Here is a 17397-nt window from a genome sequence, read left to right on the forward strand (position 1 = left end):
ATTTAGTGGGTTTTCTTACCTTTACCCGTTATATGCAAGGATTAGTAATAAAATCGACAGGAAGCTGGTACCAGGTACATGCAGAAAATGGGCTTGATTACGACTGCCGGATAAAAGGCAAGTTCAGGATACAGGGTATCCAAACCACCAATCCAATTGCTGTAGGTGATCGTGTGGAATTTGAATTGGAACCCAATTCAGACAATGGCGTAATTAACAAGCTATACGACCGGCGAAATTATATCATCCGTAAATCCATCAACTTATCTAAACAAGCTCAAATCATTGCAGCAAACCTTGATCAGGCTTTTTTGGTGGTTACCCTGGCTTCACCACGTACCTCCTTAGGTTTTATAGACCGCTTTTTAGCCACAGCAGAAGCTTATGATATTCCTGCAATACTGATTTTTAATAAGCTCGACCTTTTTAATGAAGAGGGGCTTGCTGTATTGGAAGAATATAAGGGCATTTACGAAAAAATTGGCTATCCCTGCTACACGGTTTCGGCGCTCGAAGGCACCAATATTCCATTGATTGAGAGCTTACTAAAAGATAAAACTACCCTATTTTCCGGTCATTCGGGTGTAGGAAAATCAAGTTTAATCAATGCATTATTGCCTGGCCACAGCATCAAAACCGGTGAAATATCTGAATCAAGTGATAAAGGTCAACACACCACTACTTTTGCTGAAATGCATGCTTTACCATTCGGTGGCTATCTGATAGATACCCCTGGCATACGTGAACTGGGCATATTTGATATTAAACCAGAAGAATTGGGACACTATTTCAGAGAAATGAGGGCCTTGATGAACCAATGCCGTTTTAACAACTGCCGCCATGTAAATGAACCGGGTTGTGCGGTGATTAAGGCAGTAGAAAATGGCGAAATAGAATTGAGCAGATACGAAAGCTACCTGAGCATTTACCATGGTAACGAAACGAGAGCCTAAACACATTTTAAAAACATTATGAGAGCGGTTATACAAAGGGTTACTTCAGCGAGCTGTGTTGTAGATGGGAATACTAGCGGCACTATTGAAGTCGGCTTTTTAGTTTTGTTAGGTATTGAAGATGCAGATACGAGGGAGGACATGGAATGGCTTGCCGGAAAAATAGCTAACATGAGGGTTTTTGGTGATGAGGAGGGCTTAATGAATAGAGCCTTAGCTGACGTTGATGGGAACATTCTCCTGATTAGCCAATTCACACTGTTTGCCACTACTAAAAAGGGCAACAGGCCTGGTTTTACCCGAGCCGCCCGACCGGAAAAGGCAATTCCTCTTTATGAGGCAATGGTTAAGCAGCTGTCTTCACTATTAAACAAAGAAATACAAACCGGAATTTTTGGTGCGGATATGAAAATTAGCCTGGTAAATGATGGACCAGTAACGATTGTTATTGACACAAAAAACAAAGAATAATATGACTATAGCAGAAGCACAGGAAACAGTAGATCAGTGGATCAAAACAACCGGCATCCGTTATTTTAATGAACTGACCAATACAGCCATTTTGATGGAAGAGGTTGGTGAAGTGGCACGGATCATGTCGCGCAAATATGGCGAGCAATCTTTCAAAAAAAGCGATGAAGCCGTAGACCTGGGGGATGAAATGGCTGATGTATTGTTTGTTTTGATCTGCCTCGCCAATCAGACCGGAATTGACCTGACGGCTGCAATGGAAAAGAATCTGATTAAAAAGAGTATCAGAGATGCCGACAGACATAAAAACAACAACAAGCTGAAATCATAATTTCCAGCAGCTTCGGCTCTAGGCAAGAATTTCCTTATGTCTTGATTCCCTTAGTCGCAGGAATCGAAAATGCAAACCACCAATCAATAGTGCAATCATTCCCTGTATCAAAACGGTATTTGGAGTACCTATCCGTTCCGAAACAGCTCCAATTAGTAAACCACCCAGTGGCTGCATGCCAAAAAAGGCCATTGCATAAAAGCTGATTACCCTTCCCCGCATATTCGGGTCAACTGTGGTTTGGATTAAAGTATTACTAATGGTTATTTGCGACATCATTCCAAAACCACATATCATCGCAAATACCAAGGCTAATGGATAATAAGTGCTATGCGAAAACAAAACGAGTCCTGCTCCAAATATAAGCGTATTGATCGCCAATATTTTCTTTAGATTTCTTCCTGCCTTCAGGGAGGCAAGAAAAATGGCCCCGCAAAAAGCACCTAAACCAATTACACTATCTATCACCCCAAAAGTTGATGCTGTACCCTTAAAAATATCTTTTGCATATACCGGTATCAATGTACTAAAAGGCAAAACTGTCAAACTAATTAACGCTAGCATAACTAGAACAAATGCGATAGATGGGGTTTGCTTAATGTATTGAAAACCTTCCTTTAGCTCGCCTATTACATTTTTTGCATGTACTTTTTTTGTGTAAGCTGGTAATTTCATCACAAGCAATGATCCAATAACTGCGATAAAGCTTACTGCATTTAAACCAAAGCAGATGTCCTGCCCAAATTTTTCAAGTACAATGCCCGCTAATCCGGGACCGATCAACCTCGATAGATTAACCATGGAAGAATTTAAGGCCAATGCATTAGGTAAACTTTCCTTATCATCGACCATATCATAAACTAAGGATTGTCTGGCCGGCACATCAAATGCGTTGATTAATCCCAACAACGCGCTTAATGCAATAATCTCCCAAACTGAATAATGCCTAAAAAAAATCAAAACGGTCATTAATACCGCTTGTATCATAGATGCGATCTGTGTAATGAGCAATACCTTATACCGGTTATAGCGATCGGCTACTACACCTCCAAGAAAAGAAAAAATGAAAGATGGGAACAAACTGGCAAATAAGGTAAGACCGAGCATAAATTTGGAATGCGTTTCAGAATAAATCACCCAACTTACCGCAGTCTTTTGCATCCATGTTCCTATAAGAGAGACGGATTGTCCGCTAAAATACAGTCTGTAATTATGACTTTTAAAAGCGCTAAAGGTATTTATATTCATGTTTAATCGCATCTCTGTTAAAATCAACCAGCTTAGCCCTCCCCGCCTATTTCGACTCAAAAACAAACGCAGAAATTGAGCCAAAAACAAAAAGCAGGACTGTTTAATCAACCCTGCTTTTCGTTTGTCTTTGAAAAAAATTGGTAGCGTGTTATAATGCTGCCTTTATTTTTGCTGCTGCTTCTGCCAGCTCTTCCTGGCTTGGCTTTAGCTTCTCCTTACTGAAATTCATATCGCTCACGTGGTTCATCGGGATTAAGTGAATGTGCACATGCGGCACTTCTAATCCGATCACTGCAACGCCAACCTTTTTACATGGGAAAGCCTCTTTTAATCCTGTAGCTACTATTTTAGCGAACAGCGTTAATCCGAAATAACTTTCTTCATCCATATCAAAAATGTAATCGATCTCCTTTTTAGGGATCACCAATACATGCCCCATCACCAGTGGATTAACATCCAGAAAAGCCAGAAATTCGGTGGTTTCAGCAACAATATGCGCCGGAATTTCACCGCTTACAATTTTTGAAAAGATACTTGCCATATGTTTAATTTTATCTGCTGATCTCTAATATTTCGAATTCCATTTTTCCTGCAGGCACCTCAATTTCAGTGGTATCACCTACAGATTTGCCCAATAGCCCTTTAGCAATTGGCGATTTAACAGAAATCTTACCGGTTTTAAGGTCGGCTTCTGATTCTGCTACCAACTGATAAGACATCGTTGCACCGTTTTTAACGTTCTTGATCTTTACGATAGAAAGTGCAAGCACCTTGGAAGTATCCAATTTAGACTCATCAATCAGCCTGGCAGTTGAAAGTGTGGTCTCTAACTTAGAGATCTTTGCTTCATGCAAACCCTGGGCTTCCTTAGCTGCATCATACTCCGCATTCTCAGAAAGATCACCTTTATCTCTTGCTTCAGCAATTGCCTTTGAGATCAATTGCCTTCCAGTAGTTTTTAAATACTGTAACTCTTCTTTCAGTTTATCTAAACCATCTTGGGTATAATACGTTACCTCTGTCATAGCTCGTTTATTTATTGTAAATCCTCTAAAAAACAAACAAGACTATATCGGCTTTTAAGCCTACATAGTCTTGCTTCAATTAAAACGAAGATAACAGGGTAAGAGCACAAAAGCAAATTTTTGAGCTTAAATGATGAAGCGATGATGAAATAAATTCACTAAAAAGCGCGCAGCTTTTCGGCCAGTACTTCAGATATCTTACGGTAGGACTCAAATGTCCAGCCACCAACATGAGGTGTTAAGATCACTTTTCCTGACGATTTAAGATCGTTAAACCAATCCTGAGCTTCTAAAGCCGGAAACTTCTCTACTTCAAGCACATCCAATCCGGCTCCAATGATTTTGTTATTTTTAATGGCCGATAAAACAGCTTTGGTATTAACTATTTCTCCCCTGGCTGTATTGATAAAAAAAATAGGTTTACGGAAATGAAGCAAATACTCGTCATCAACTAGCTGCCTGGTTTCGGCAGTAAGTGGTATATGAAGACTCAGCACATCGCTTTGCTTTACAATCTCTTCCATACTTACTTCCTTTGCATATTCATCGCTAAAGCCTGTTTTATATTTATCGTAAGCGATTACATTCACCTCAAATCCGGAAAGCTTCCTGGCAAAGCTCTTGCCCATAAAGCCATACCCGATAATGCCAACTGTACGTCCCTTAAGCTCATAACCACGGTTACCTTCTCTGTCCCATATTCCATTCCGCACTTCTATGTCAGCATTTCGGAAATTATTCATCAAGCTTAACAGCAAGCCTGTAGCATGTTCGCCAACGGCATCCATATTTCCTTCAGGGGCATTTAGCAGCACTATATTTCTTTGCTTTGCTAAAGCTTCATCAATATTATCCAGTCCGGCTCCTGCTCTTGCTATAAATTTAAGGTTCCGAGCTGCATCCATCAATTCTTTATCGATCTGAAATTTTGTACGTACAGCAATACCATCGTAGTCGGCAATAATGGCCAGTGTTTCGGCTCTGGTGATCAAAGGTTGATCATGCACTTCATAACCGAATGCAGTTGCATTTTCTTTAAATGCAGGATGCAGGTCGTCAACAATTAATATTTTTCCTTTCATTTGTGTATTATTTTGAAAGCTCCGACAAGTGCGACGTTAGCTCAATAAAATCGGCTACGCTTAACTGCTCTGCCCGTTTATCAAAAAATAGATGGGTATCCATCTTATCTTTAGGAATCACACCCGAAAGTGCATTTCTCAAGGTTTTTCTCCTTTGATTGAACCCGGCCTTTACGGTACGCCAAAATAATTTCTCATCACAAGGAAGGGTTTCCACATTATTCCTGCTCAATCTGATTACACCCGAATTTACTTTCGGCGGTGGATTAAATGTGCCTGGTTTAACGGTAAACAAATACTCTATATCATAATAAGCCTGAATCAGTACACTTAGTATCCCATAATCTTTTGTTCCTGATTTTGAAGCACAACGTTCTGCTACTTCTTTTTGGAACATCCCCACCATTTCCACAACATTTTCCCTATTTTCAAGTATCTTAAACAGGATTTGTGAAGATATGTTATAAGGGAAGTTGCCTATAATGGCATATTTCTCTTTAAATATTTCGGAAAGGTTAAGCGCAAGAAAATCTCCATTGATAAGCCTGTTGCCCAATTGCGGATATTTTTTTTGCAAAAAATGATAGGATTCTACATCAATGTCGATCAAAAAGGTTTCGATATCTGTACGCTCTAACAACAAATCAGATAGGATGCCCATTCCAGGTCCAACTTCAAGCACCTGCTTGTATTTATCAGTATGAACAAGGCCGTTTACAATTTTTGCTGCGATATTTTTATCCGTCAAAAAATGTTGCCCTAAATGTTTTTTTGCCTTCACCAAACTCATATATTCTCCCTTAAAAGCTGCAAAATAAGTAAAGTTTTACTAGTATCCGGCTAACATTAAGGTGAAAATCTGTAATTTGCACCAAATTTCTATTCAGGCATGAGCAATAAAATTAAAATTGGGATAAGTATTGGCGATATCAACGGGATTGGATTAGAAGTAATCTTAAAAACTTTATCGAACAATAGTATTCTTGACTACTGCACTCCAATAGTTTACGGGCATACGAAAGTTGCTTCTTATCATAGAAAAGCATTAGGACTAACAGATTTTGCCTTTAATGTAATCAACGACCCTGCTTCGGCTAATCCGAAAAAGGCAAACCTGATCAATTGCTGGGAAGAAGATGTAAAGATAGATTTAGGTGTTTCTAATGAAACAGGTGGAAAATACGCCTTATTATCACTTCAAAAAGCCACAGATGCTTTGATCAAAGGTGAGATTGACGCTTTGGTTACTGCGCCAATTAACAAACATAACATCCAGTCGGAAACTTTTCAATTCCCCGGACATACAGAATACTTACAGGAACAGAGCAACAGTTCAGATGTATTGATGTTTATGATTAGTGAGGATATTCGGGTTGGGGTAGTAACAGGCCATATTCCCGTGAAAGACATTGCGCACAGCGTTACCAAAGAAAAAATTGTTAAAAAACTAGTGCTGATGAATGAGAGTCTTAAAAAGGATTTCTGGATTGAAAAACCAAAAATTGCAGTATTGGGATTAAACCCACATGCCGGCGACAATGGTTTGTTAGGCAAGGAGGAAGAACACGTCATCATCCCAGCCATTCAAGAGGCCTTTGATAAAGGTGTGATCTGCTTTGGACCATATCCGGCGGATGGTTTCTTTGGAAATGGTAGCTACAAGCAATTTGATGCTGTATTGGCTATGTATCACGATCAGGGTTTGATCCCTTTTAAAACTATTGCTTTTGGCACGGGTGTAAACTTCTCTGCTGGTTTAAAGATCGTACGCACTTCACCGGATCATGGCACTGGATATGATATTGCAGGGAAAAATCTGGCAGATCCTTCTTCATTTATTGAAGCAGTGTTTGCCGCTACACATATTGTGAAAAACAGGAGAGAACAAGAGGCTTTATTAAGCAATCAATTAAGAACCGGGGGAAAAGTTATTGAAACTGCCGCAGATATGAAAGATGACGCGAATTAAAAAAGATTTGCAAGCATTGAAAATAATATCTACATTTGCGGGCTAAAATTTTGTTACAATTGAAACCATTAAAACAATTTTCAATCCCATTTACAGGCTTAAAAATTGGCAAGCATCAGTTTGATTTTGAGATTGATAACAGCTTTTTTGATGCTTTTGAATACTCTTTAGTAAAAAAAGGAAACTTAAAAGCAGAAGTTGAACTTGATAAACAAGAGACCATGCTATTGCTGCAGTTCCGCATAAAAGGAACGATAGTATTAGATTGCGACAAATGTTTAGCTGAGTTTGAGGCACCGATAAGTATACAGGAAAGGCAGATTGTAAAATTTGCTGAAGATGAATTAGAAAGCGATGATCTGGAGATCATTGTCTTGAGTAAAAAAGAGAGTGAGCTAGATGTCTCGGAACTGATTTACGAATTCATTATGGTTTCGGTACCTTATATTAAGATTTGTGAAGAAAATGGCAATGGCCAGAAATGCGATCAGGAAATGATCGCAAGACTGAAAAGTTTAACCGTAGGCTCACAGGAAGAAAGAGAAGAACAAAGTGATGACCCGAGGTGGGCCGCACTAAAGAAATTAAAATAATAATATTTAAATAAATCAACAATGGCACATCCAAAACGCAAGATTTCTAAGAGTAGAAGAGACAAGAGAAGAACTCACTACAAAGCAGAAGCTCCTTCTTTAGCTACTTGTCAGACAACAGGTGCGATACATACTCCTCACCGCGCTTATAACGTTGATGGTAACTTGTACTACAACGGTAAATTGGTTATTGAAAACACCTCTATAGGTTAATTTTCTTGAAAAATAGTTTGTGTTTTAAGTGCACTAAAGTTTAACTTAGAGCCTTTAAAAAAAGGCGATTTTGCCTCGTACACAAACTGATTTTTTACTATGAGAATAGGTCTCGATATAATGGGCGGAGACTATGCTCCTAAAGCTAACGTTTTAGGAGCAATAGCGGCTCATCCCTTGTTATCTTCGGATGAGCATATAGTGCTTATTGGAGATACCCAGCAAATTAAGCCCATCCTATCCGAAAACGGTTTTAATCCGGATCACTTTGAGTATGTTCATACCGAAGAGGTGATTGGTATGGGCGAACATCCCACAAAGGCTATTGTTCAAAAGCCAAATTCCAGTATATCTATTGGATTCAATTTACTTAAAGAAGGTAAACTTGATTCGTTTGCAAGTGCCGGTAATTCGGGCGCAATGCTTGTTGGCGCTGTTTTTAGTGTAAAAACAATCCCCGGTATTATCAGACCATGTCTCACTACTTTTCTTCCTAAACTGAGCGGAGGAGTTGGGTTAATGCTTGATGTTGGTGCTAATGCCGACTGTAAGCCTGACACCTTGCTTCAATTCGGTGTGCTTGGAAGTTTGTATGCTGAATATGTGATGCAAATAGAGAATCCAAAGGTTGCCTTGATGAATATTGGAGAGGAAGATGAAAAAGGCGATATGCTTAGTCTGGCGACTTTTCCTTTAATGAAAGACACCAATCTCTTCAATTTTGTGGGTAATGTTGAAGGAAGGGATTTATTTAACGATAAAGCCGATGTAATTGTTTGCGACGGTTTTACGGGAAATGTAATGCTTAAACTTGCTGAGTCTTTCTATGTACTAACCTTAAAAAGAGGGCTAAAGGATGAATTCTTTGACCGCTTTAATTATGAAAACTATGGTGGCAGCCCCGTTTTAGGTGTGAATGCCCCTGTAGTAATTGGTCATGGCATTTCGAGTCCATTGGCTGTTAAAAACATGATCCTGCAATCCAGGGACATGATTACAACCGGCTTGGTTGGAAAAATACAAGCCGCATTTAAATAATTTTAAATAAAATGAGTAAAATTCACGCTGCGATAACAGCTGTTCATGGTTATGTACCTGATTACGTAATGACCAATAAAGAGCTTGAATCAATTGTAGACACTACCGACGAATGGATTACATCCAGAACAGGTATCAAAGAGCGAAGAATATTAAAAGGTGAAGGTTTAGGCACATCTGACATGGCAGTACATGCTGTGAATGGATTGCTTGAAAAACGTGGGATTAGTGCTGAAGAAATCGAACTGATCATTTTCTGTACCACAACACCAGATATGCCTTTCCCGGCATCTGCTAACATTTTAGCAGATAAAATTGGTGCAAAAAACGCCTGGGGCTATGATCTTCAAGCCGCATGTTCAGGATTCATCTATGGCTTATCAACCGGGGCGCAATTCATCGAATCCGGGAAACACAAAAAAGTTTTAGTAGTTGGTGGAGATAAAATGTCTTCCATCATTAACTATCAGGATCGCACAACTTGCATCATTTTTGGTGATGGATGCGGCGCTGTTTTGTTGGAGCCTAATGAAGAAGGACTTGGCGTTATGGACTCTATTTTAAGGAGTGACGGAGCCGGAAAACAATTTTTACATCAAAAAGCCGGAGGTTCTGCAAGACCTGCATCTCATGAAACCATAGACAATAACGAACATGTAGTTTATCAGGAAGGTCAGGCAGTATTTAAATTTGCTGTAACCAATATGGCTGATGTAGCTGCAGAGATTATGGATCGCAATAATTTAACATCTGATGACGTTACATGGTTGGTACCCCACCAGGCTAATAAACGTATCATTGATGCCACTGCATCAAGAATGGGTGTTGGTTCGGAAAAGGTAATGATCAATATACAGCGTTATGGAAATACCACCAATGGCACTATACCATTGTGTTTGTGGGAATGGGAAAATCAACTTAAAAAAGGTGATAATGTAATATTGGCTGCTTTTGGAGGAGGATTTACCTGGGGTTCCGTTTATTTAAAGTGGGCCTACTAATTTTATAAAATAAATAATATTAACTTAGATAGTTCTAAAGACGTACTATTTTTTCTAAATAACTAAAAAATGGATATTAAACAAATTCAGGAACTTATTAAATTTGTTTCTCGTTCGGGCGTAAACGAAGTAGCGATTGAGCAGGAAGACTTCAAAATCACTATTAAAACCAATCAGGCACCTACATTTGTTCAGGCAACTGTTCCAGCCCAGATTGCTCCTGTTGCTGCCCCACAGGTAGCTGCTCCTACAGAAACTAAAGCATCGGCACCTGTTGAAGATACTTCAAAGTATATCACTGTTAAATCACCAATGATCGGTACATTCTATCGTTCTGCGAGCCCTGATAAACCTTCTTTCGTAAATGTTGGCGATGAGATTTCTACAGGTAAAGTGATCTGTATTATTGAAGCTATGAAACTTTTCAATGAAATTGAAAGTGAAGTTTCAGGTAGAATTGTTAAGGTCCTTGTTGATAATGCATCACCAGTGGAATACGACCAACCTTTATTTTTAGTAGAACCAATTTAATCCGTCATGCTGATTTATTTCAGCGTCTGTATACTCAAAATAGATCCTAAGCTATTAGGATGACGAAAAGGAAAAAAATATGTTTAAGAAAATATTAATTGCCAACAGGGGCGAAATTGCTTTACGCATTATTCGCACCTGTAAAGAAATGGGCATCAAAACCGTAGCTGTTTACTCTACTGCCGACAGAGAGAGTTTACACGTACGTTTTGCTGATGAAGCCGTTTGTATTGGCCCACCGCCAAGTAAGGATTCTTACCTGAGCATTCCTAATATTATTTCTGCAGCCGAATTGACGAATGCAGATGCAATTCACCCTGGTTACGGATTCTTATCTGAAAATGCTAAATTTTCATCGGTTTGCCGTGATTACGGAATTAAATTTATTGGGGCAACTCCTGAGCAAATCAACTCAATGGGCGATAAAGCATCGGCCAAAGAGACCATGAAAAAAGCAGGTGTACCTACCATTCCAGGCTCTGAAGGCTTGGTTGAAAATATAAAAGAAGGTATCATAACGGCCAACGAAATAGGCTATCCTGTTATCCTTAAAGCTACTGCTGGTGGTGGTGGTCGTGGGATGCGCATAGTTTGGAAAGATGAAGACTTTGAAAATGCCTGGGATAGCGCCAAACAGGAATCGGGTGCAGCTTTTGGCAATGACGGACTTTATTTAGAAAAATACATTGAAGATCCTCGCCATATTGAAATCCAAATCATCGGTGACCAATATGGTAAGGCTTGTCACTTATCTGAACGCGACTGCTCTATTCAGCGCAGGCATCAAAAATTGGTTGAGGAAGCTCCTTCTCCATTTATGACTCCTGAATTGCGTGAAAGAATGGGTGAAGCTGCAATTAAAGGAGCTATTGCTGTACAATACGAAGGCGCAGGTACCATAGAATTTTTGGTAGACAAACATCGCAATTTCTATTTTATGGAAATGAATACCCGTATTCAGGTAGAGCATCCGGTAACCGAAGAAGTAATTAACTATGATTTGATTAAAGAGCAGATTAAAGTTGCATCAGGTGTTCCTATTTCAGGTAAAAACTATTTACCGGATATGCATGCTATCGAATGCCGTATAAATGCGGAAGATCCATTTAATAACTTCAGACCATCACCGGGTAAAATAACGAATTTTCATTCTCCGGGAGGTCATGGTGTAAGGGTTGATACACATGTTTATGCAGGTTACCAAATCCCTTCAAACTACGACTCTATGATTGCCAAGTTAATTTGTGTTGCACAAACACGTGAAGAGGCAATCAGTACAATGGAACGTGCTTTAAGTGAATTTGTAATTGAAGGTGTAAAAACTACGATACCATTCCACTTAAAATTAATGAAAGACCCTAACTTTAGAGCCGGTAATTTTACGACTAAATTTATGGAGACTTTCGAGTTTTCGGAATAAAGACAAAAACTATTTGCTAGATTTAAAACGTAAATACCATTCTACATAAAAGAATGGTATTTTTGTTTTACAAATAACTTACATGAGTAATAATAAAAAACGTGACCTGATTGAGGCCATAAAGGAAAAAGGAAAAACATTAGAGGCAGAAATGTCTTTTTTTGACCACATAGATGTATTAAGAAAGCATTTATTACGCTCATTATTCGTAATTGTCCTATTTACAATTGCGGCTTTTTGGTTCTCTGACTTTATTTTTAACGACCTGATTATGGGGCCAAAAAACCCCGATTTCTGGACTTATAGAATGATGTGCAAAATGGTAGCTCAATGGCCAAATCTATTTGGCTCCGACTTTTGTATCACTCATATTGATGCAAAGATCATCAACACAGAAATGGCTGGGCAATTCACACTACAAGTTAATGCTTGCGTAATGGTTGGTATTATATTGGGTATCCCCTATGTCTTATTTGAATTGTGGCTGTTTATTAAACCTGCACTTCATGAAAATGAACGTAAATCGGCAAGTCGTTTTGTATTATTTGCTTCAACGCTTTTCTTTATCGGGATTATGTTTGGTTATTACATTGTATGCCCCCTATCCGTTAACTTCTTAACCAACTTTACTGTAAGTCCGGATATACAGAATACATTTACCATAACCTCCTATCTTTCTTCGGTAGCGACATTAACCATAGGTTCGGGTATTATTTTCCAGTTGCCCGTTGTCATCTATATCCTGTCTAAATTTGGAATCATGACACCTAAATTTATGCGTTCAACCAGAAGATATGCCGCAGTTATCATTTTAATCATTGCTGCAGTGATCACCCCAACAGCTGATGTAATGACAATGCTTGTGGTTGCATTCCCACTGTTTGTCCTGTATGAATTAAGTATCTTTATATCAGCGAGTGTAGAGCGCAGAAGAAATAAAGAAATGTATGGTGTGGCCAAAGTGAAGAAACCATAAAACGCCCTATTTTATTATCAATATAAACTTAAAAGATGTCGACAGATACAAAATTTAAAATTGCAATTGGCTCAGATCATGCCGGGTTTGAATACAAAGAGCTTCTAAGGTCATTTTTAAATGATTATGAGGTTAAAGATTTTGGTACTTACGCCGCTGATTCTGTTGATTATCCTGACTTTGCACATCCTGTTGCCGAAGCTGTAGAAAGCGGAGCCTATACATTTGGGGTATTGGTTTGTGGTAGTGCCAATGGAGTGGCTATAACAGCCAACAAGCACCAGCACATCCGTGCAGCAATTTGCTGGCAAAAAGAAATTGCGGAACTTGCAAGATTACATAACAATGCAAACATCATTTGCATTCCTGCAAGATTTGTTTCGGAAGAGGTGGCAAAAGAAATGGTTACAACCTTTTTGAATACCGCCTTCGAAGGTGGAAGACATGCCACCAGAGTGAATAAAATCTCGTGCTAAAGAACGAAGTTATGAAAAAACAATTGCTATATACCAGTCTTGTTCTGTTAATTGGTTACACTGCCCTTGCACAGAATAAAGAAGCCATTAAGTTTAGTCAAACCATTAATAAAGACAATGCCTATAAGCATCTTTCTGTTTTGGCCTCTGATGAATACGAGGGTAGAGAAACAGGTAAAAAAGGTGGTTGGATGGCCGCTGATTATATCAAGGCTCACTTTAAAAATTTAGGCTTAAAAGGTCCGGTGAAAGGAGATTATTTTCAGCCAATAGACATGGTAACTTATGGGCTTTCGCAGGTTTTAACCATAGAAGGCCAACCTGCAGAACCCTTGAAAGATTTCTATGTCTTGTCTCCTTCAGTATCAGATAAAGGATTTGCTTTTAATTCATCTAGCGTACTATTTGCCGGATATGGGCTTAGCAAAGAAGGTTATAATGACTATGAGGGCTTAAATGTTGCCGGAAAAGTGGTGATGATTTTTAAATCCGGCGATCCTTCTACATCCTCGGGTTCAAAAAATTCCGGGGGTAATCTCAACACTAAAATAAAGTTTTTATCTGACAACAAAGCTCAGGCTGTTTTGGTTATAGATCCTATGGTAGATGCAATGCCTGGTAATTTCAAAAGCTATTTACAAGCTGAACAACTGGTGATGAAAACCAAAGAAAATCTTGACCGCATGAAGGGGCCACAAAGTATACCGGTGATCTACATTAGGACGGGGGTAGCCAACCAGCTGCTTAAGTCATCTAAAACCACAGTTGAAGCGGTAAAGAAGCAAATTGCTGAAAGTGACAAACCTGCATCCCAGGAGTTGAAAATTGCGGTTACCGCAAGTGCAAAAAAGACGGAAACGAAGGTTAGGGCCGAAAACGTGCTTGGCTTTCTGGAAGGCTCTGATCCTAAGCTAAAAAATGAGGTATTGGTTATTACCGCACATTACGACCATATTGGTATAACACCAAATGTTAGCGGCGATGATAAAATTAACAATGGGGCGGATGATGATGGCTCGGGGACTACCGGAGTATTAATGATTGCCGAAGCCTTTGCTAAAGCTAAAAAGGCAGGAAAAGGGCCTAAGCGAAGCATCTTATTCATGACGGTAACTGGTGAAGAAAAAGGATTACTTGGATCGGAATGGTATTCGGAATACCCGGTCTTTCCACTGGAGAATACCATTGCAGATTTAAATATTGACATGATTGGCCGTGGCGACAAAGAGCATGCTTCGGATAACAACTTTGTTTATATCATTGGTTCTGATATGCTAAGCAGTGACCTGGACCGAATAGGTAAAAAAGCCAATAAAGATTATGTAAAAATGAACCTGGACGAAAGGTATAACAACCGCACTGATCCTAACCGTTTTTATTATCGTTCTGATCATTACAACTTTGCAAAGCATGGTATTCCGGTGATCTTCTACTTTAATGGCGTTCATGAAGATTATCACCAACCGGGAGACGAGATTAGCAAAATCGATTTTCCAATGTTGGCCAAAAGAGCAAGATTGGTTTACTTTACCGCATGGGAATTGGCAAATGGAGCCAAACGTCCGGTAGTGGATAAAAACGAAGATGGTACCAAAAAGAAATAACTTTATTGCGCGTTGAGTTTCCCTTCACCTGCCCAGTTACGCAACAATTCATATATCATCCCATTTCTCTGTCCGGCAGTCGTAACATTGTTGACAGCCATTGCGCCCATACGATCTTTTAATTGTGCAATATAAAGGCTTCTAGGTAAAACATTGGTACCCCAGCTCTCCCAGTATCCGGCACCATTTTTCTGTGGCGCGGTACAACCTATACCCCAGTTTTTAGCGCCCACCGGGCTTTCCACTTTAATATCATAATTTGAAGACTTACAATTCCAAAACATTGTCTGCGCACCTGCCCAGCCATGGCCAGATCCCATTGCTTTACGGTTCTGAACATGGATCTCGCCACCGTAAATGTTGTCGAAAAGAATACCTGTAGCCCAACGGTGGTGTGGTCCAATATCCGCTTTGGTATTGATCGAATAACTGTCCAGAAAAACATTAGGACCTGGGACACGTGAGCCACTTACATAGTCATGTCTCCCACCATTTGTATAACACCGTTGAAACAAGTTGAAACTTGCACCAGCTTCCAGATTAAAAGAATATTTACGGCTACCGGTAGTTTGGGATTTAGGTTCAAGCATTGCACATTCTTCAATCGTATTGAATACTGAAAGCGTGCTCAAAGACACTGCCGAATAACCAAAATATTGTGCAGTTACCTGTTTTACCCAGCAATTTTCTGCCCTGGTTAAAACAATGCCATTCCAGCCATGATCTTCATCATCCTCATTGGCATAATAAGAAGTTACACGTAGACTCTCAATGCCAGAATTGTTAATCCTGCCACTTACATTTGTCTTATAAATAAATCCACCGCCATATTTGATTTGCATTGGGTCTACTATGGCGGCATTCAATGTAATAGTGTTTCCGCTGATCGCAACAATTTTACGTTCGTGACTAATGGCATAATCCTGCGCCGTCCAGCCGTATTGTGCCATGTCCAACGCGTTAATCCAATCCTGATTGGGCACGCGATAGATGGCAATGTTATCCCCAACTGCATACCCTACTGTTGATTCTACGTCAAAACTCAGGACACCCGTAGCCACATAACTGGTGGTAATTTTTTTTCTGGTACCAGCTATCTCAGCCAAGCCAGATCCTGTTCCTTTCAGCTCAATCAAATTATGTTGTGTTTTTCTTGTTGCTTTAATTATCGTGCCCGTTAAGCCCTGTCCCATGCCACGCAGTACAACTCCACTTTTATCAATAACCAATGTTCCCTCAACTTCATAGATTCCTGGTTGCAGTAACACAGCTCCCCTAAAGCCGCTTCCATTCATAGGAAGGTTCTTTACCTCATCAATTGCATTTTGAATGTTCAGGCGATTATCACCAGCCACAGCACTAATGGTTTTCTTTACTGGAATCTCGGGTAAAGCCACACCACCACCTTTGTAACCAGCGGTGGAGAAATCGGGAATGACATTATCTTTATTGATTTCTCCCTCATTCGCAAACTTATTGTAAGCCAGTTTGCCTAATGCAGAAATATAAACCAGTGAAGTGTTACTGTCTGATGGGGGTGCCACAACCGGTGGATTAACCACTGGATCAGGGGTAATTGGAGTGCTTTTTTTTGAACACGACACGATCATTAAGGCCAGTCCAGCGAGATAACAAAATATAATACGCATAAATAAAATTTAAGGTAAATAATTGTTTAGGGTACAAAAAAACAGCATAATGACGACTTGAAAACAAGTCAGCCTTTATGCTGTTCAAAAATATTAAGGACTAACCTAGTAAAGTATAGTAGGAAGCACTGGGGTAACAAATTTCTCTACTACATGTATCGTACCATTTGTTGCCACAATATCGGAGGTTCTTACATAATTCGTATTGTCATTAATGACTACCGGATAATCTTGTTGACTTCCTGGCGAGATACTTGCAATCCTAAAATATATTGTCGATTCAGGATTAGGCGCGAATCCAGCTAAGGTAATACCAGCAGGCAAAGTATTCCAATATCCTTTTGGAGATAAAGTCTGGGCCTTCACAGACTCGGTTGGAGGCAGTGTATAATGGTCATATATGCCATCAACAATCATATACAGTAAATAGTTCTTTACAAATTCTTTAGGATAAGCCGTCCAGGCAGTTGGTGTTTTAGCTGCCACCAGAAAATTCGGCCATACACCAACAGATGCTTTACCTACAGCATCTTTATTTAAAAGAATAAAAGTTCTGTTAGGCTTCATGTACTCCATCGTATCAATCTCCGAATATACAATAGCAGCCATTAAACGTTCAAAGGTTTTATCTCCTGTAGTAGCTCTTTCCTTAATGAATTCCCATGCAGATTTATTAATATGCGGATCAATGGTATGGGGAACTCTATTTGTATCTTTTTGCATATCCAACCCAAATAATGTACATCCAAACAGGGCAGATGATAAGCAAAGCAGAGCAACTAATTTTCCTATGTTTAATTTAAAATTTTTCATA

At 39.4% G+C, this 17397-nt stretch carries 20 protein-coding genes; 13 read left to right on the top strand and 7 right to left on the bottom strand.

All coding sequences use genetic code 11. The features are described 5' to 3' along the window. The first annotated feature begins 32 nt into the window (after positions 1-32). Genes rsgA through P0Y49_19105 form a run of 3 tightly spaced genes read left to right on the top strand, consistent with a single transcriptional unit; the run spans position 33 to position 1755 of the window. On the top strand, positions 33-953 hold the full coding sequence (gene rsgA / locus P0Y49_19095) for a ribosome small subunit-dependent GTPase A (GenBank protein WEK18882.1): 921 nt from the start codon (positions 33-35) through the stop codon (positions 951-953). Positions 954-971: 18 nt separating this feature from the next. Beyond that, positions 972-1424 (top strand): D-aminoacyl-tRNA deacylase, encoded by a 453-nt coding sequence (dtd, locus tag P0Y49_19100; protein WEK18883.1) that lies wholly within the window; start codon positions 972-974, stop codon positions 1422-1424. Position 1425: 1 nt separating this feature from the next. After that, positions 1426-1755 carry a nucleotide pyrophosphohydrolase gene (locus P0Y49_19105; GenBank protein WEK18884.1) on the top strand — a complete coding sequence of 110 codons (330 nt, stop codon included), beginning with the start codon at positions 1426-1428 and terminating at the stop codon, positions 1753-1755. A gap of 18 nt (positions 1756-1773) precedes the next feature. Here the strand turns inward: P0Y49_19105 and P0Y49_19110 are convergent, their stop codons facing one another. The 5 genes from P0Y49_19110 to rsmA all read right to left on the bottom strand — a co-directional run bounded on the left by P0Y49_19110 (position 1774) and on the right by rsmA (position 5903). Continuing rightward, on the bottom strand, positions 1774-3003 hold the full coding sequence (locus P0Y49_19110) for an MFS transporter (GenBank protein WEK18885.1): 1230 nt from the start codon (positions 3001-3003) through the stop codon (positions 1774-1776). Positions 3004-3154: 151 nt separating this feature from the next. Continuing rightward, positions 3155-3547 (bottom strand): HIT domain-containing protein, encoded by a 393-nt coding sequence (locus P0Y49_19115; GenBank protein ID WEK18886.1) that lies wholly within the window; start codon positions 3545-3547, stop codon positions 3155-3157. Positions 3548-3557: 10 nt separating this feature from the next. Beyond that, entirely contained in the window at positions 3558-4031 is a 474-nt protein-coding gene (gene greA, locus P0Y49_19120) for a transcription elongation factor GreA (GenBank protein WEK18887.1), read from the bottom strand. Positions 4032-4189: 158 nt separating this feature from the next. Further along, on the bottom strand, positions 4190-5113 hold the full coding sequence (locus P0Y49_19125) for a 2-hydroxyacid dehydrogenase (GenBank protein WEK18888.1): 924 nt from the start codon (positions 5111-5113) through the stop codon (positions 4190-4192). A 7-nt stretch (positions 5114-5120) separates the two neighbouring features. Further along, positions 5121-5903 carry a 16S rRNA (adenine(1518)-N(6)/adenine(1519)-N(6))-dimethyltransferase RsmA gene (gene rsmA, locus P0Y49_19130; GenBank protein ID WEK18889.1) on the bottom strand — a complete coding sequence of 261 codons (783 nt, stop codon included), beginning with the start codon at positions 5901-5903 and terminating at the stop codon, positions 5121-5123. A gap of 99 nt (positions 5904-6002) precedes the next feature. Here rsmA and pdxA point away from each other — a divergent pair, with 99 nt between their 5' ends. The 10 genes from pdxA (at position 6003) to P0Y49_19180 (ending at position 14934) form a co-directional block, all read left to right on the top strand. Next, positions 6003-7082, top strand: a complete 1080-nt coding sequence (gene pdxA, locus P0Y49_19135) for a 4-hydroxythreonine-4-phosphate dehydrogenase PdxA (GenBank protein WEK18890.1) — start codon at positions 6003-6005, stop codon at positions 7080-7082. Between the two features lie 59 nt (positions 7083-7141). Further along, positions 7142-7675 carry a DUF177 domain-containing protein gene (locus P0Y49_19140; protein ID WEK18891.1) on the top strand — a complete coding sequence of 178 codons (534 nt, stop codon included), beginning with the start codon at positions 7142-7144 and terminating at the stop codon, positions 7673-7675. Positions 7676-7696: 21 nt separating this feature from the next. Next, the gene (rpmF, locus tag P0Y49_19145; GenBank protein ID WEK18892.1) at positions 7697-7888 is read left to right on the top strand and encodes a 50S ribosomal protein L32; all 192 of its coding nucleotides are present in this window, start codon (positions 7697-7699) and stop codon (positions 7886-7888) included. 99 nt (positions 7889-7987) lie between these two features. Continuing rightward, the gene (gene plsX / locus P0Y49_19150; protein WEK18893.1) at positions 7988-8926 is read left to right on the top strand and encodes a phosphate acyltransferase PlsX; all 939 of its coding nucleotides are present in this window, start codon (positions 7988-7990) and stop codon (positions 8924-8926) included. An 11-nt stretch (positions 8927-8937) separates the two neighbouring features. Beyond that, positions 8938-9927, top strand: coding sequence for a ketoacyl-ACP synthase III (locus P0Y49_19155; GenBank protein ID WEK18894.1), 990 nt, complete (start codon positions 8938-8940; stop codon positions 9925-9927). Between the two features lie 69 nt (positions 9928-9996). Further along, the gene (gene accB, locus P0Y49_19160; GenBank protein ID WEK18895.1) at positions 9997-10458 is read left to right on the top strand and encodes an acetyl-CoA carboxylase biotin carboxyl carrier protein; all 462 of its coding nucleotides are present in this window, start codon (positions 9997-9999) and stop codon (positions 10456-10458) included. A 79-nt stretch (positions 10459-10537) separates the two neighbouring features. After that, a complete protein-coding gene (gene accC / locus P0Y49_19165) occupies positions 10538-11878 on the top strand; it encodes an acetyl-CoA carboxylase biotin carboxylase subunit (GenBank protein ID WEK18896.1) in 1341 nt (446 codons plus the stop codon). 82 nt (positions 11879-11960) lie between these two features. Next, complete coding sequence (tatC, locus tag P0Y49_19170; GenBank protein WEK18897.1) at positions 11961-12854, top strand: twin-arginine translocase subunit TatC; 894 nt, start codon at positions 11961-11963, stop codon at positions 12852-12854. 35 nt (positions 12855-12889) lie between these two features. Next, positions 12890-13330, top strand: coding sequence for a ribose 5-phosphate isomerase B (rpiB, locus tag P0Y49_19175; protein ID WEK18898.1), 441 nt, complete (start codon positions 12890-12892; stop codon positions 13328-13330). 11 nt (positions 13331-13341) lie between these two features. Continuing rightward, the gene (locus tag P0Y49_19180) at positions 13342-14934 is read left to right on the top strand and encodes a M28 family peptidase (protein WEK18899.1); all 1593 of its coding nucleotides are present in this window, start codon (positions 13342-13344) and stop codon (positions 14932-14934) included. 2 nt (positions 14935-14936) lie between these two features. Here P0Y49_19180 and P0Y49_19185 read toward each other — a convergent pair whose 3' ends face one another. Continuing rightward, positions 14937-16583: a hypothetical protein gene (locus tag P0Y49_19185; protein ID WEK18900.1), complete on the bottom strand. Its 1647-nt coding sequence runs from the start codon at positions 16581-16583 to the stop codon at positions 14937-14939. Between the two features lie 105 nt (positions 16584-16688). Continuing rightward, entirely contained in the window at positions 16689-17396 is a 708-nt protein-coding gene (locus P0Y49_19190; GenBank protein ID WEK18901.1) for a hypothetical protein, read from the bottom strand. Position 17397 lies beyond the last annotated feature (1 nt).

Source organism: Candidatus Pedobacter colombiensis (assembly GCA_029202485.1).
Lineage (GTDB): Bacteria > Bacteroidota > Bacteroidia > Sphingobacteriales > Sphingobacteriaceae > Pedobacter > Pedobacter colombiensis.

Coding starts and splice junctions, on each gene's coding strand:
- pdxA (WEK18890.1), top strand. CDS start 6,003: ATGAGCAATAAAATTAAAATTGGGATAAGTATTGGCGATATCAACGGG.
- P0Y49_19105 (WEK18884.1), top strand. CDS start 1,426: ATGACTATAGCAGAAGCACAGGAAACAGTAGATCAGTGGATCAAAACA.
- rsgA (WEK18882.1), top strand. CDS start 33: ATGCAAGGATTAGTAATAAAATCGACAGGAAGCTGGTACCAGGTACAT.
- rpiB (WEK18898.1), top strand. CDS start 12,890: ATGTCGACAGATACAAAATTTAAAATTGCAATTGGCTCAGATCATGCC.
- rpmF (WEK18892.1), top strand. CDS start 7,697: ATGGCACATCCAAAACGCAAGATTTCTAAGAGTAGAAGAGACAAGAGA.
- rsmA (WEK18889.1), bottom strand. CDS start 5,903: ATGAGTTTGGTGAAGGCAAAAAAACATTTAGGGCAACATTTTTTGACG.
- P0Y49_19110 (WEK18885.1), bottom strand. CDS start 3,003: ATGAATATAAATACCTTTAGCGCTTTTAAAAGTCATAATTACAGACTG.
- P0Y49_19185 (WEK18900.1), bottom strand. CDS start 16,583: ATGCGTATTATATTTTGTTATCTCGCTGGACTGGCCTTAATGATCGTG.
- P0Y49_19115 (WEK18886.1), bottom strand. CDS start 3,547: ATGGCAAGTATCTTTTCAAAAATTGTAAGCGGTGAAATTCCGGCGCAT.
- P0Y49_19125 (WEK18888.1), bottom strand. CDS start 5,113: ATGAAAGGAAAAATATTAATTGTTGACGACCTGCATCCTGCATTTAAA.
- plsX (WEK18893.1), top strand. CDS start 7,988: ATGAGAATAGGTCTCGATATAATGGGCGGAGACTATGCTCCTAAAGCT.
- dtd (WEK18883.1), top strand. CDS start 972: ATGAGAGCGGTTATACAAAGGGTTACTTCAGCGAGCTGTGTTGTAGAT.
- accB (WEK18895.1), top strand. CDS start 9,997: ATGGATATTAAACAAATTCAGGAACTTATTAAATTTGTTTCTCGTTCG.
- P0Y49_19180 (WEK18899.1), top strand. CDS start 13,342: ATGAAAAAACAATTGCTATATACCAGTCTTGTTCTGTTAATTGGTTAC.
- greA (WEK18887.1), bottom strand. CDS start 4,031: ATGACAGAGGTAACGTATTATACCCAAGATGGTTTAGATAAACTGAAA.
- P0Y49_19155 (WEK18894.1), top strand. CDS start 8,938: ATGAGTAAAATTCACGCTGCGATAACAGCTGTTCATGGTTATGTACCT.
- P0Y49_19190 (WEK18901.1), bottom strand. CDS start 17,396: ATGAAAAATTTTAAATTAAACATAGGAAAATTAGTTGCTCTGCTTTGC.
- tatC (WEK18897.1), top strand. CDS start 11,961: ATGAGTAATAATAAAAAACGTGACCTGATTGAGGCCATAAAGGAAAAA.
- accC (WEK18896.1), top strand. CDS start 10,538: ATGTTTAAGAAAATATTAATTGCCAACAGGGGCGAAATTGCTTTACGC.